The organism is Rothia kristinae NBRC 15354 (assembly GCF_001570865.1).
Lineage (GTDB): Bacteria > Actinomycetota > Actinomycetes > Actinomycetales > Micrococcaceae > Rothia > Rothia kristinae.
Genome location: NZ_BCSM01000025.1, coordinates 1 through 14688 on the forward strand (window position 1 = coordinate 1; position 14688 = coordinate 14688).

10 protein-coding genes are annotated in these 14688 nt (G+C 73.9%); all 10 read left to right on the forward strand.

The window, feature by feature from the left end:
• Positions 1-1824 (forward strand): hypothetical protein (locus tag KKR01S_RS11020; protein WP_165596172.1); only part of this gene is annotated, 1824 nt, incomplete at its 5' end.
• Between the two features lie 2 nt (positions 1825-1826).
• Positions 1827-2852, forward strand: coding sequence for a hypothetical protein (locus tag KKR01S_RS11505; protein WP_055684576.1), 1026 nt, complete (start codon positions 1827-1829; stop codon positions 2850-2852).
• On the forward strand, positions 2853-3872 hold the full coding sequence (locus KKR01S_RS10255) for a FecCD family ABC transporter permease (protein ID WP_055684575.1): 1020 nt from the start codon (positions 2853-2855) through the stop codon (positions 3870-3872).
• Positions 3869-4939 (forward strand): FecCD family ABC transporter permease, encoded by a 1071-nt coding sequence (locus KKR01S_RS10260; protein ID WP_061225929.1) that lies wholly within the window; start codon positions 3869-3871, stop codon positions 4937-4939. Before KKR01S_RS10255 ends, KKR01S_RS10260 begins: the two co-directional genes overlap by 4 nt.
• On the forward strand, positions 4936-5748 hold the full coding sequence (locus KKR01S_RS10265) for an ABC transporter ATP-binding protein (protein ID WP_058731678.1): 813 nt from the start codon (positions 4936-4938) through the stop codon (positions 5746-5748). Before KKR01S_RS10260 ends, KKR01S_RS10265 begins: the two co-directional genes overlap by 4 nt.
• Positions 5745-6989, forward strand: coding sequence for an enterochelin esterase domain-containing protein (locus KKR01S_RS10270; protein ID WP_058731677.1), 1245 nt, complete (start codon positions 5745-5747; stop codon positions 6987-6989). The genes KKR01S_RS10265 and KKR01S_RS10270 overlap by 4 nt, the downstream gene beginning before the upstream one ends.
• A gap of 65 nt (positions 6990-7054) precedes the next feature.
• Positions 7055-8782, forward strand: a complete 1728-nt coding sequence (locus KKR01S_RS10275) for a (2,3-dihydroxybenzoyl)adenylate synthase (RefSeq protein WP_058731676.1) — start codon at positions 7055-7057, stop codon at positions 8780-8782.
• Positions 8783-8818: 36 nt separating this feature from the next.
• On the forward strand, positions 8819-9049 hold the full coding sequence (locus KKR01S_RS10280; RefSeq protein ID WP_061225930.1) for a phosphopantetheine-binding protein: 231 nt from the start codon (positions 8819-8821) through the stop codon (positions 9047-9049).
• A gap of 14 nt (positions 9050-9063) precedes the next feature.
• Positions 9064-13167, forward strand: a complete 4104-nt coding sequence (locus KKR01S_RS10285) for a non-ribosomal peptide synthetase (protein ID WP_061225931.1) — start codon at positions 9064-9066, stop codon at positions 13165-13167.
• Positions 13168-13335: 168 nt separating this feature from the next.
• The coding region (locus KKR01S_RS10290; protein ID WP_131800615.1) for a YncE family protein at positions 13336-14688 on the forward strand (1353 nt) is incomplete at its 3' end.

Sequence of the window (14688 nt, forward strand, 5' to 3'; positions counted from 1 at the left end):
AAGGCCGACGGGACCACCGTGGACCCCGACGATCCGCAGCACTGGGACTCCTACGCCATCCCCGGCAAGGTGGGGGACAAGGCCGTCGATGACGCCACCGTGCGCATCGCGCCGATCGGGACCGGAGACGGCGCCCGCCTGAAGCTGCACGGCGAGGGCTGGACCATGGCCGACGGCAAGCGCGGCTCCGTCATCGCCGTGAAGCTGCTGAAGAACAGCAAGGGCGACGCCTACACCCGGACCCCCAACACCAAGATCAACGACTATCTGACCGCTCGGGCGGGCAACAACGACAGCGTGTGGGTGCTGCTCACCCCGGACCAGTCCAAGGAGGACAAGGCCGCGGGCATCTTCCACATCGATGAGAAGGGCGAGTTCGATGTCGATATCGCCCTGCCCGATGGGCTGAAGCAGGGCCAGTACCTCAAGGCCCAGTTCCTCTCCGGTAAGAACGCGGAGTATGTCGATGCGTCCTGGAAGGACGTGCAGCGCTCCACGGCCGTCGGGCCGCTGAAGGTCGACGGGGTGGCTGCCGACGAGGACAGCCAGACCTCCGACGTCAAGTGCACCGACGTCACGAGCCGGCCCACCGTGACGGTGGAGACGAAGAACGTCGGCGTGGGCGGGAAGGTGCACGTCACCGGCTCCGGATACTGCAACCCCACGGCCAACACCGGTGCCGCCCATGTGGCCGTGAAGCTGGACGAGGGCAAGTACAGCCGCCTGGATGACGCCGTGAGCACCAACCGGACCATCTGGCAGATCATCGAGACCGATCAGTCCAACGGCACCTTCGACGCCTGGATCCAGCTGCCCGACGGCACCGATAAGACCTCGACCCCGGCCTTCCCCGAGGGGGCGCACACCCTGCGCTTCCTCTCCGGCTCGCTCAAGCCGGGAGACAAGGGCTCCACCGTCGGCGGGGCCGGCGTCGCCGACTTCGTGGTCGGGCAGTACCGTCCGCAGGGCGCCCCGGACCCGGTGGATCCGGGCTCCGCACTGACCTCCGGCAACCGGCACGGCGTCTCCGCGACGCTGGACGGGGACAAGCTCACCGTGACCGTGCCGGAGGGCCGGCAGGGAGACTGGATCCACACCAGCGCCTACACGGACGGCTCCCGACGCAGCGCCTGGCTGGGGGAGTGGCACCAGCTGGACGCGCGCAGGTCCGTGACCTACACCGTGGACCGCGAGGTGCTGCTGGCCGGGAAGTACCAGCTCCTGGTGCAGAACGGCAACGAGGGCCACGTCGGGGAGATCCTGGGCTGGACCACTCTGGAGCTGAAGGACACCGGCTCCGGGGACTCCGGCTCCTCCGGCGGCCACGGCACCAGCGGCTCCGGTCGCGCCACCGCGACCTCGCCGAACCGCACCTCCGGCACCGCGGAGCAGACCTCCGGCCCCGTGGCGGGCTCCGGGAGCACCTCGGTGCTCACCGGCGCGGCCGTGCCCGGTGGGAACGCCAGCAGCCTCTCCGACACCGCGCAGGACCAGACCTCCTACGTCGTGGTCCGCCGGGCCCCGGGCTCGGACACCGAGACCGTGGTCAAGCGCGTGGTGAAGAAGAAGGTCGCGAAGAAGCCCACCGCCAGCCCCTCCGCCCAGGCCGCCCAGGCCCAGCAGGCCCGGGGCTCCGGGCAGGATCAGGACCAGGCCGCCGCCCAGAGCACCGCCCGGAAGCACTCCTGGTTCTCCTGGGAGAACCTGCTGCTCGTGGCCGCCGCCGCCATTCTCCTGGCCCTCATGCTCACCGGCGGCAAGAAGAAGACCCAGACCACGGCCGGCGCCGCCGGCTCCGCCTCCGATTCCGCAACCAAGGATTGAGCATGCGCACGCACCCTCGCCCCAGCATCCGCCGATGGCTGGCGACCCTCGTCGCCGTCCTCGCCGCCCTGATCATCGGCTCCTCCGCCGCCACGGCCCTGCCCCCGGGCGGCGCCTCCGGGAACAGCCCCGGCACCTCCAGCACGGTCTCCGGATCCGTGCGGGCCGGGGACTACCTGAGCTTCACCCTCAACGGCTTCCCCGCCGGATCCACCGTGTCCATCAAATTCGACGACGGCAACACCTGCTCCTCGAATGCGCCCCAGGGGGCCTGCGTGGTGCACCAGCAGGTCGTCCCCTCCAACGGGTTGCTGAAGGGCTCCTTCCAGGTTCCCAAGGACATCAAGCAGGGCAAGCACACCCTGCGCTTCCTCACCGCGGTGCGCGTCGGCGATGACGGGTCCTCCAAGGGGTACTCCAACAAGAGCCCGCAGTTCACCGTGACCGGCGTGAACTCCGCCGCCCAGGGCGGCGGGTCCGTGTCCGGCACCCAGGTGGATCCCAACGCCGGCTCCAACTCCGGCGGGTCCGGCTCCGGGTCCAACGGCGGCTCCGGCTCCAACGGGAACTCCGGATCCAACGGTGGCCAGGGCTCCGGCTCCGGGTCCGGAGGGAACTCGGGGTCCAACGGCGGCTCCGGTTCGGATGCCGGGACCTCCGGGCAGGGCGGGACCACCACCCAGTACGTGGACGAGAACGGCAACCCCCTGACCGAGGAGCAGGCCAAGGCCCTGCAGGAGGAGGGCAAGGGCGGGCAGGTCAAGGAGGTGACCGAGGAGGTCGAGGAGAGCCAGTCGGCTTCGGCCTCGGCCACCCCCACCGCCAGCGCCTCGGCCTCGGCCAGCGCCTCCGCGGACTCCCGCGGCGCCCGCGAGGCCTCGGCCACCACCGAGGACTCCGGCTCCCAGTTCCCGTGGATCGGGGCCGGTGCCCTGGCCGCCGTCGCCATCGTGGCGGCCGTGGTGCTGGTGCGCCGCCGCCGTGCGGCTCAGGCCGAGTCCTCCGACTCCGCGGGGTCCGCCGACTAGATGGGCTCCATCTCCGCGACCCGGCGCCGACGCCGCCGGGTCCTGTGGCTGATCGCCGCGGCCGTTCTCCTGGTCGCCGCGATCGCCGCGTCGATCGCCTTCGGCTCCCACGCCCTGCCTGCGCGCGAGGTCTGGGCGGCGCTGACCGGGCACGGCCAGGGCCAGGCCGAGACCATCGTCACCCAGCAGCGGCTGCCGCGGACCCTCCTCGGGATCATGTGCGGGGCGAGCCTGGCGGTGGCCGGGGCCGTCATGCAGGCCCTGACCCGCAACCCTTTGGCCGAGCCCGGGCTGCTGGGCATCAACGCCGGCGCCTCCGTGACGGTCGTGCTTTGCGTCGTGCTGTTCGGGGCCCTGGGGATCCACGCCTACCTGCTGTGCGCCCTCGTCGGCGCGGGGCTGGCCGCCGTCGCGGTGTACGCCCTGGGCTCCGGGGGCACCGGTCGGTCCTCCGTGGTGCGCCTGGCCCTGGCCGGCGTCGCGATCTCCGCGGCCCTGGCCGCGCTGAACCAGGCGCTGATCCTCGCGGACCAGACCGCCTTCAACGAATTCCGCTTCTGGGTGGCCGGATCCCTGGAGAACCGCGGCTACGACATCGCCGCAGCGGTGGCGCCCCTGATGCTGCTGGGGCTGGCCCTGGCCCTCTGGGCGGCACCGGCGATCAACGCCCTGTCGATGGGCGAGGAGGCGGGGGTGGCCCTGGGTGTGCACCTGCGGCGCACCCAGACCATCGCCCTGGTGTGCGTGGCGGTGCTGGCCGGGGCGGCCACGGCCGCGATCGGGCCGATCACCTTCGTCGGGCTCGCGGTGCCGTTCATCGCCCGCCAGCTCATGGGTGCCGACCTGCGCTGGGTCACCGCCCTGAGCCTGCTGCTCGGACCGGTCTGGCTGCTGCTGGCCGACGTGCTCGCGCGCACCATCCTGGCCCCGGAGGAGACGCAGGTCGGGATCATCGCGACCCTCGTGGGCGCCCCCGTGTTCGTGGCCCTGATGTGCCGCAGGAAGGTCGAGGCCCTGTGAACCGCGTGCGCCGTCGTCCCCCGACCCAGACCCGCCCCGCGCGCACCCTGCGCCTGGGCGGCGGGCCCCGCGGATTCGGGCTCCGGGTGAGCCTGCGCCAGACGCTCGTGCTGACCGCACTGGCCGTGGTGCTGTTCGGGCTGGCCGTGCTCGCCCTGATGCAGGGGGAGTACCGGCTGAGCCCCGGGGAGGTCCTGCACACCCTCACCGGCGGCGGGCCCCGGCTGGCCCGGTACTTCGTGACCGAGGTGCGCGCCCCGCGGGTGCTCGCCGCGATCCTCGTCGGGGTGGCCCTGGGACTGTCCGGGGCGATCTTCCAGGTGGTCTCCGGCAACCCGCTGGGCTCCCCGGACATCATCGGCTTCACCCACGGGGCGGCCACCGGGGCCCTGCTGCAGATCATCGTCTTCGACGCCGGCCCCGGCGGGGTCGCCCTGGGCGCGGTGCTCGGCGGGCTGGGCACCGCCGTGGTCGTGTGGGGGCTGACCCGGCGCACCGGCCTGGGCGGCTACCGGGTGGTGCTGATCGGCATCGGGGTCGGGTCCACCCTGTCCGCCCTGAACTCCCTGCTGGTGGTGCGGGCCTCCCTGACGCAGGCCCAGACCGCGGCCGCCTGGCTCGTGGGCTCGCTGAACGCCATGACGTGGGCCAAGGTCGCCCTGCTCGGGATCGCGCTGCTAATCCTGCTGCCCGCGCTGCTGTGGCTGGCCCGGCCCCTGACCGCGCTGATGTACGGCGACGCCGTCGCCGCCGGCATCGGCGTGCCCGTGGGCCGGGTGCGGGTGCTCTCCCTGTTCGTCGGGGTGCTGCTGGTGGCCCTGGCCACCGCGACCACCGGGCCCGTCGCCTTTGTGGCCCTGGCGGCCCCCCACATCTGCCGGACCCTCACCCGAGTCACCGGGGCCGGCCTGGCCGGGGCCGCGCTCACGGGCGCGGTGCTCGTCCTCGGGGCTGACCTGCTCGCCCAGCACGCCCTGCCCGGGACCCTCGCCGTCGGAGTGGTCACCGGGGCTCTGGGCGGGTGCTACCTCGTCTACCTCATCGCCGCGGAACGGAGAAGACCATGACCGCATCCACCACGACCCCCGAGGCCCCCGCCCGGCTGCGGGCCGAGGACCTGCACGGCGGCTACGAGCACCGCGAGGTGCTGCACGGGGTGGACCTGGACGTGCTCGACGCCGAGCTGACCGTGATCCTCGGGCCCAACGCCTGCGGCAAGTCCACGCTGCTGAAGACCCTCTCGCGGGTGCTGCCGGCCGCCTCCGGGCAGGTTCTGCTGGACGGGACGCCCCTGCGGGACTGGCGCTCCAAGGAGGTCGCCCGCGCCCTGGCCATGCTCCCGCAGACCCCGGAGGCCCCCAGCGGGGTGACGGTCTCCGACGTCGTCGGGCGCGGCCGGTACCCGCACCAGTCCCTGCTGCGCACCTGGAGCCGGGAGGACGAGCGGATCTGCTCTGCGGCCATGGCCGCCTGCCGGGTGCTGGAGCTGGCCGACCGCCCGATCGAGGCCCTGTCCGGCGGGCAGCGCCAGCGGGTCTGGATCGCGATGACCCTGGCCCAGGACACCGAGCTGCTGCTGCTGGATGAGCCCACCACGTACCTGGACATCACCCACCAGATCGAGGTCCTCAACCTCACCCGGCGCCTGCACCGGGCGGGGAAGACCGTCGTCGTCGTGCTGCACGACCTGAACCTGGCCTTCCGCTACGCGACCCACGTGGTGCTGATGAAGGACGGGCAGGTGGCGGCCCAGGGGGCCCCGCGGGATATCGTGACGGCGCAGATCATCCGCGAGGTCTTCGACCTGGACTGCGTGATCGTGCCGGACCCGTGCACGAGCTCGCCGATGGTCGTGCCCACCGAGGAGGAGGAATGACGCAGCCGATGCCCGCCGCCCGCCGCCCGCCCAAGCCGCCCCGGCGCGAGCCCGTGCCCCGCACGGACTCGCCGCACCTGAGCGCACTCGAGAAGGAGCTGGCCGACCCGCAGGCCGCCGCCGCGGCCCACCGGCGGCTGCGCGAGCTGCTGGACGGGCCGCTGCCGCTGCTGGAGGAGGACCCGCAGGATCCCGCCAGGCAGATCGTGACCTTCCTCTACGAGGACGACGAGGCCGAGCAGGTCCTGCTCTTCGCCAATCGCCTCACCGACGAATCCGCGCTGGGGGCGACGCTGATGCACCGGCTCGGGCCCGACGGCCCCTGGCACGCCTCCTTCCGGATGCGCCGGACCTGGCGGGCCTCCTACTGCTTCATCCCCGCGAGCCCGGGTGCCCCGGCCCCCTGGATCTCGGCCCAGGACCACGTGCAGCTGCGCGCGGCCCTGGACGCCGGGGTCCCGGACCCGCGCAACGCGCTGACCTGCCCCAACCGGGACGGGCGGGCGCTGAGCGTGGTGGAGCTGGCCGACGCACCCCGGCAGCCCTACGTCTTCGCCCCGGCGGATGAGACCCAGCTGGTCTGGCACGCCGCCCCCGAAGAGCACCGGGTGGCCCTGCACCGCAGCGCCGGGGCCGACTCGCAATCCCCGGTGATCCTGATCTTCGACGGCGAGGTCTGGGCCCGGCACGGACTGATCGGCGCCGTCGAGCAGGCGGTGCGCGCCGGGGACCTGGCACCGGTGCACCTGGTCCTGCTGGATTCCGGCGGCCGGGAGCGGCGCTGGCGGGAGCTGGACGGCACCGAGCCGATCCACCGCTACGTCGCCGAAGCACTGCTGCCGTGGCTGCGCGCCGAGCACGGGCTGGACCCTGCCCCGGCGCGCACCTGCGCGGTCGGTCAGTCCCTCGGCGGCCTGGCCAGCCTGCTGTGCGGGCTGCTGGCCCCGCGGGTCGTGGGCGCGGTGGTCTCCCAGTCGGCCTCCCTGTGGCAGGAGGCCCCCGCCCGCGCCCTGGCCGAGCTGCTGGAGCGCGACGGCGCCCAGGCCCTGGCTGACTCCCGCTTCGTGCTGGAGGTCGGGGATCAGGAGTGGGTGCTCACCGGCCCCCACGACGACTTCGCCCGCGAGCTGCGCCGCAGCCCGGCCCGGGTGGAGTACCTGCGCTACGACGGCGGACACGACTACGCCTGCTGGCGCGGCTCCCTGATCCCCGCCCTCGTGCGGCTGTACCCCGCCGACTGAGCCGGGCCCGCCGATCCCGCCGGGCCCAGCCCCATCGAACCGACCCCGCAAAGGAGACCGTTTCCGTGAGCACATCCTCCCCGACCAGCACCGGCGCCGCCGGGCGCTCGCCGCTGGCGCCGTTTCCCGCGATCCCGGAGGAGGCCGCCCGCCGCTACCGCGAGGCCGGGCACTGGGTGGATGAGACCTTCCAGCAGTTCCTGCTGTGCAGCATCGACGCGCACCGGGAGAGCCTCGCCGTCGTCGGGCGCACCGCCGACGGCCTGCCCGGCGGATCCAGCCTGGACACGGTGCGCTGGACCTACGGGCAGCTGGAGGAGCAGGCCCTGGCCGCCGCCGCTCGCCTGCGGGAGGCCGGGGTGCGCCCGGGGGACCGGGTGATCCTGCAGCTGCCCAACACGGTGGAGTTCCTGGCGCACATGGTCGGGGCCTTCCTGTACGGGGCCCTGCCGGTGTTCGCGCTGCCCAAGCACCGGGCGGGGGAGCTGGAGCAGTTCGCCGCGCGCACCGACGCCGCCGCGCACGTGGTGGCCCAGGGCGCGGAGAACCACGATTACCGGGCCCTGCACGCCGAGTACGCCGCCCGGCTGGAGGAGCAGGGGCTCATCCCCCCGACGCTGATCGACGTCGCGGACCCGCAGGCGCACGCCCCGACCCCGCTGCGCCGGGAGGAGCTGCCCGAGCCGGTGCGCAACCGCGGGGCGCAGCGGCTGTCCGAGAACGCGGCCTTCCTGCAGCTGTCCGGCGGGACCACCGGGGTCTCCAAGCTCATCCCGCGCACCCACGCCGCCTATCTGTACTCCGTGCGGGAATCCGCCCGGATCTGCGGGCTGGATGCCTCCAGCCGGATGCTCGTGGCCATGCCCGCCGCGCACAACTTCACGATGAGCTCCCCGGGCATCCTCGGCGTCCTGTGGGCCGGGGGCGCGGTGATCCTGGCCGCCGACCCCAGCCCGCAGACGGCCTTCGCGCTGATCGAGCGGGAGCGGGCGGACATCGCCCCGCTGGTCCCGCCGCTGGCCCAGGCCTGGATCGCCTCCGCCAAGCGTCGGGCCCCGGATCTGTCCAGCCTGCGCCTCGTGCAGGTGGGCGGGGCGCGGTTCGCCCCGGCCGCGGCCGCGCAGGTGCGGCCCGTGCTGGGGGCCCGGCTGCAACAGGTCTTCGGGATGGCCGAGGGCCTGGTCAACTACACCCGGGAGGACGACGACGAGCAGCTGGTGCTCACCACCCAGGGGACCCCCATCAGCCCGGACGACGAGGTGCTCATCCTGGACGACGAGGGTCGGCCCGTGCCCGAGGGGCAGCCCGGGCACCTGCTGACCCGCGGTCCCTACACCATCCGCGGGTACTACGGGGAGGAGCACGCCAACCGCACCTCCTTCACCGAGGACGGCTTCTACCGCACCGGGGACATCGTGCGCCGGCACCCCTCCGGGCACCTGGAGGTCACCGGCCGGGCCAAGGACCAGATCAACCGGGCCGGGGAGAAGATCGCGGTGGATGAGCTGGAGGACCTGGCCCTGGACCGCCTGGCCGTGGCCGACGCCGTCGCGGTGGGCATCCCGGACGAGGCCGTGGGCGAGCGGGTGGGTCTGATCCTGGTGCCCCGCCCCGGGCAGGAGCTGGGGGAGGACCCGCGGGCCGCGGTGCGCGCGAGCTTCCGCGAGGCGGGCCTGGCCGAGTTCAAGATCCCGGAGCGGGTGGTGGTCATGGACCGCCTGCCGCTGACCAACGTCGGGAAGATCTCCCGCAAGCAGCTGCGCGCCCACCTGGCCGAGCGCCTGGCCGACTGACGCACCCACCATCCCCATCTGAGGAGGAGCACCACCATGATCGACGACGCCACCCTGCGCACCATCCTGAGCACCCACCTGCCCGAGGCCGACGCCGCCGAGCGGGCCCTGGCCGACCCGGAGGCCAGCCTGTTCGAGCTGGGCTTGGACTCCATCGCGACCTTCGCCCTGCTGGATGACCTGGCCGCGGCCGGGGTGCAGGCGGAGTTCACGGAGCTGATCTCCCGGCCCACCGTGTCCTTCCTGCGCGAGGCCTCCCAGCGCTAGGACCGGATCCGCCGATGACAGCCCCCGAGCACCCCTGGCACCCGATCACCGAGGCCGCCCGCGGCATCTACATGGCCGCGCGCCTGGACCCGGAGAACCCCTGCTACACCACCGCCGAGTGCGTGCAGCTGCCCGCCGCGCCCGACGTCGCCGCCCTGGAGCGGGCCCTGCGCCTGGTGTACGCGGAGAACCCCGGGTTCCGCGTGCGCTGCGCCGAGCGGGACGGGCGGGTGCTGTGGCGGGAGATCCCGCTGGAGCGGTTCCTGGACGGCGTCGAGGTGCTGCGCCCGGTGACCCTCCCGGCCCCCGAGGCCGCGGGGGATCAGACGGACGGGGAGCGGGAGGAGGCGATCCGCGAGACGGTGCTGGCCTGGTGCTCCGAGCAGCTGCGGCACCCCCTGGAGGCGCTGTCCGGGCAGACCGTGCGCAGCGCCCTGATCGAGTGCGGAGGCCGGTTCTTCCTGCTGCACTGCTTCCACCACCTCGTCGCCGACGGCTTCGCGGCCTTCGACGCCCTGCGCCGGCTGGGCCGGGTCTACGGGCAGATCCTGAACGGGCAGGACCCGGTCCCGTCGCAGCGCCCGGGCCTGGCCGAGCTGGCCGCCCAGGACGCCGACGACGTCCCGGTGCGCGCCGAGCACGCCGAGGCCTTCCAGCCGCTGCTGCAGGAGCTGGAGCAGGGGGAGGATCACTCCCTGGCCGGACGCGCCGCGGACGCCCCGGCGGTGGCCCACCGGGCCCGCCGGGAGCTGGACCCGGCACTGCAGGAGGCGCTGCTGGGGGCGGGGAAGGCCGCCGGGACCGGGTGGCCCGCGGCCGTCGTCGCGGCGGCCGGATCCTACCTGACCCGGGTGCTCGGCCTGTCCAGCGCCCGCTACGGGGTCCCGCAGATGAACCGCGTGCTGCCCGGCGGGCCCCGGATGGCCGCGCGCACCGGGTGCACGGCGGCGAACCTGCTGCCGGTGGCCGTGTCCGCCGGCGGGAGCCCGGCAGCGCAGCTGGGGGAGGTGACCGCTCAGCTGGCCCGCAACCAGGCCCATGGGCTGGTGCGCCAGGAGGAGCTGGAGCGGCAGGCCCGGCGCCGCGGGGCCCGGCTGTTCGGTGCGCAGCTGAACGTCGTCCCCTTCGACGCCGTCCTGCCCTTCGGGCAGGGCACGGCGCGCGTGCACAACGTCAGCGCGGGGCCGGTCCCGGACCTGACGGTGACCGTGCGGGGGATGCCCGGGCGCGGGCACCCGATCAGCCTGGAGCTGGACGCCAACCCCGCCCTGTACGGCCGTGAGCAGGCCGAGGCCCACGCCGAGCGCCTGGTGCACTGGGTGGGCGCGTGGGGGCGGGCGGCCGTTGACGGGACTGACGTCGACGAGCTGGAGCAGGCCACCCCGGCGGAGCTAGCCCGGCTGGACGAGCTGGCGGAGACCCGGGTGCCGCGGCGCTCCGGAACCCTGTGGGAGGGCTTCGCGGCCGCCGTGGCCGAGCACCCTGAGGAGACCGCCGTGATCGAGGGCCCGGCCTACCCGGGCCCCGGGGAGGGGTTCCGCGGTCGGCGCCTGACCTACGCCGAGCTGGCCGAGGCCGCGCGCACCCGCGCCGCGGCCCTGGCGAGCCTGGGCGTGGCCCCCGGGGACCCGGTGGCCCTGCGCACCCACCGCGGCCTGGACCAGTACGTCAGCGTGTACGCCCTGCTCGCGGCGGGTGCGGTCTATCTGCCGGTGGACCCGCAGCTGCCGGCCGAACGGGTCGCCGGGATGCTCGCCGACGCAGGCTGCCCCTGGCTGCTGGAGGGCCCGGGCCTGGACCCGTTGGAGCTGGGTTCCTCGGCCACCGAGCACCCGGTGACCGAGCACCCGGTGACCGCGCTGACCGCTGCGGACCTGGCCCGGGCCGAGGAGCGGGTGTGCGCTGAGCAGGCCGCATCCGCAGGCCTCGAGGACCCGCTGCCCGGCACCCGGCGCGCCCCGGAGGACCTCGCCTATATCCTGTTCACCTCCGGGTCCACCGGGCGTCCCAAGGGCGTGCCCATCACCCACGCAGGGATCGACAACCGGCTGGCCTGGCAGCAGCACCTGGCTCCCGTGGGTCCGGGGGACCGGGTGGCGCACAAGACGGCCGTCTCCTTCGACGTGCACGTGTGGGAGCTGTACTGGCCGCTGCGACACGGGGCCGGCGTCGTCGTGGCGGCCCCCGAGGGGCATAAGGACCCGGAGCACCTGGCCCGGCTGATCACCGAGGCCCGGGTGGACTGCCTGCACTTCGTGCCCACGATGCTCTCGGCGTTCCTGGCTTCCCCGGGGGCGGCCCGGACGCTCGCGGCCGGGGCGCACCGGCCGCGCACCGTGGTGTGCAGCGGGGAGGCCCTGACCCGGGAGCAGGTGGCCGGGTGCCGCCGGATGCTCGGCACCGGGCCGCTGAACCTCTACGGCCCCACGGAGGCCGCCGTGGACGTCACCGCCTGGGCCACCGAGGAGCACCCGGAGGAGCCCGTGGTGCCCATCGGCCGGCCCGCCTGGAACACCGGGGTGCACGTCCTGGACGCGAGCGGGCACCGCTGCCCGGTCGGGGTCGTGGGGCACCTGTGCCTGTCGGGGGTGCAGGTCACTCCCGGATACCTGCACCGCCCCGAGGCCGACGCCGCCGCGTTCCGGCACCTGCCGGCCGGACGGCTCGGGGACGAGGGCCCGGAGCGGGTGCGGGTCTACCGCACGGGGGATCTGGCCCGGTGGCGCCCGGACGGGGCCCTGGAGTACCGGGGACGCACGGACCACCAGGTCAAGATCGGCGGGCAGCGCCTGGAGCTGGGCGAGGTGGAGACCGTGCTGGCCGCGGTGCCCGGGGTGAGCGCCGCCGTCGCCCTGGTGCGCCGGATCGGGGCGCAGGAGGTGCTCGTCGGCTTCCTGGAGGCCGCAGCGGAGGAGGACCGGATCGTGCAGCGGGCCCGGGACCACGCCGAACGGCACCTGCCCGGGTACATGGTGCCCACGGTCTGGCAGGTGCTGCAGCGCCTGCCGATCACCGCCAACGGCAAGGCGGACCGCCGGGCGCTGGCCGAACGGGAGATCACCGAGGCCCCGGGGCAGGACGGCGCCCCAGGACGGGAGGGCGGCCCGGCCACCTGGCGGGAGGCGGTCCTGGGAGAGCTGTTCGGGCAGGTGCTCGAGCGCGAGCCGCTGGGGCCCGGCGCGGACTTCTTCGCGGCCGGGGGCGCGTCCCTGACCGCGCTGGAGCTGGTGGCCCGGATCGACGAGCGGCTGGGCCTGCCCTGCTCCCTGGCGCAGATCTTCGCCCACCCGACCCCGGCCGCACTGTCCGCGGCCCTGGGGGAGGAATCGGGCGCCGGTCTCGGGGCGGATCTGGCGCCGACGCTGCTGCTGCGCCGCGGCTCGGACCCTGCCGCAGCACCCCTGGTGCTGCTGCCCCCGGCCGGGGGTCTCGGCTGGTGCTACGCGGGGCTGCTGCCCGCCCTGGGCCCGGCCCGCACCGTGTGGACGCTGCAGGCCCCGCAGTTCACCGACCCGCAGGCTCCGGAGCCTGCGGACCTGGAGGAGCTGGCCCCCCAGCAGCTGCCGCTGCTGCGCGAGATCGCCCCCGACGGCGCGGATCTGGCCGGATGGTCCGTCGGCGGAATGGCCGCGGTGCACCTGGCGGGCCTGGCCGAACGGGAGGGTGGCCCGCGAATCGGTGCGGTGGGGCTGCTGGACGCCTACCCGCCGTCGTACTGGCGGTCCCTGCCCGCACCGGGCCCGGGGGAGCTGTGGCGGGCCCTGATGCGCATGGGCGGGGTGGAACCGCAGGCCCCGCCGCGAAACCTGGAGGAGACCCTGGCGGCTCTGCGCGAGCACGGCTCGCCCCTGGCGGCCCTGGACGACGCCGCCCTGCGCACCAGCATCGCGGCGGTGCGCCGGGCCATGGCCCACACCCGCGGGGCGGACCCGGCCCCGGTGCGCGCCCGGCTGCTGCACGTCGGGGCCGAGCGGACCCTGGGCGAAGGGGCCCCGGCGCAGGCCTGGGCCCGCACCGGGGCGCTGGAGCGTCAGACCGTGCCCGGGGATCACGCCGCGGTCATCCGGGGCGCGGGCGCCCGGGCCCTGGCCTCGATGCTGGGCGACGGGCGGGGCTGAGCCCGGCGCGTCGATCCCGATCGGCCACGGCATTGGCGCACGGCGCACTGAGGCGTAAGCTCTATCTCAGCCCACCTTTAGGAAAGGCTAAGCTGTGTGTCCTGTGACGCGCGGCTGTCCACCTCGCACCGTCCCCGCCCACGGCGGGGACCCGATGAATGAGGAAAGATGACGATCTCCTGCCAGCGCCCCCGGCGCCGTCTGAAGAACCTGGCCGTGGGAGCCACCGCCGCCTCCCTGCTGGCCTCCGCCCTGATGGTCCCGGCCCAGGCCGCCCCGGCCGAGAGCGCCGCCTCGAGCGCCCGCAGCGTCGAAGTCTCGGCCCAGCAGACCCAGGGCCTGCCCGGTCAGTACCAGATGGCCTACTCCCAGAAGAACGACAAGCTGTGGGTCACCGGCTCCTCCGGGCGTCCCCCGATCGAGACCGCCACCATCGCCCGGGTGAAACCCTCGACGATGAAGATCGAGGCCAACGCCGCGATGCCCACGCTGCGCACCGGCACCGGCCAGAACGCCGGCTACCAGTACAACGGCGCCTACGGGATCGCCGCGGACGATGCGAACAACACCGTCTGGGTCACCAACACCCGCTCCAGTGCGGTATCCGTGTTCGACCAGACCACCCTGAAGCAGATCTGGACCTCCTACGACCCGGCGGCCTCCGAGCAGGTCGTGGACCACCCGCGCGAGGTCAAGATCGACGACGCCACTGGCCGCGCCTTCGTCACCGACGGGAAGGGCGTCGTCGCCTTCGACCTGACCACCCACGAGGCCCAGCGCATCGACGTCGGCGAGGGCGCCGGCACCGGGATGAACTCCTTCCTGGACGAGGAGGCCGGGCGCCTGTACACCCCGGACATCTCCCGCGGCGTCGTCAGCGTGATCGACACCAAGACCCTCAAGGTCGTGCAGACCATCACCGTGCACGCGGACGACTCCTCCGCGGGCCTGTCCCCGTCGGACGTGACGGTGGACAAGTCCCTGAACGAGATCTACGTCTCCAGCCAGGGCAAGGGCGGCAAGAACTCCGGGGTCACGGTCTACGACCTGACCACCGGTGAGTACAAGAAGTCCATCCCCTTCGGGACCCAGGCCCTGGCCATCGACAACGATGAGGCCCGTGACCTGGTCTACGTCACCGACTTCGGCAAGGGCGAGGTCGGGGTGATCGACGCCCGCACCGGCAAGGTCGTCAGCTCCGTGGACACCGGCTCCCGGGCGACCAACGACGTCCTGGTCACCCCCGAGGGGGCCTTCGCGGTGGACAAGGCCGGCGCCTACGCCAACCAGTCCGTGCCGTTCACCCTGGACTTCACCAGCGGCACCACCCGCACCTCCAACACCGAGCAGAAGGGCTACGGCGCCCAGCTGAGCCCCATCAACGCGGACACCCTCTACAAGATCGACACCAAGGTCACCGAGACCTCCCCGGAGTCGGAGGCTCCCGCGGAGGAGCAGACTGTGAAGGCCTCCGACGGCACGGCGACGGTGACCTCGGTGAAGACGGTCCGTGAGGGCGCT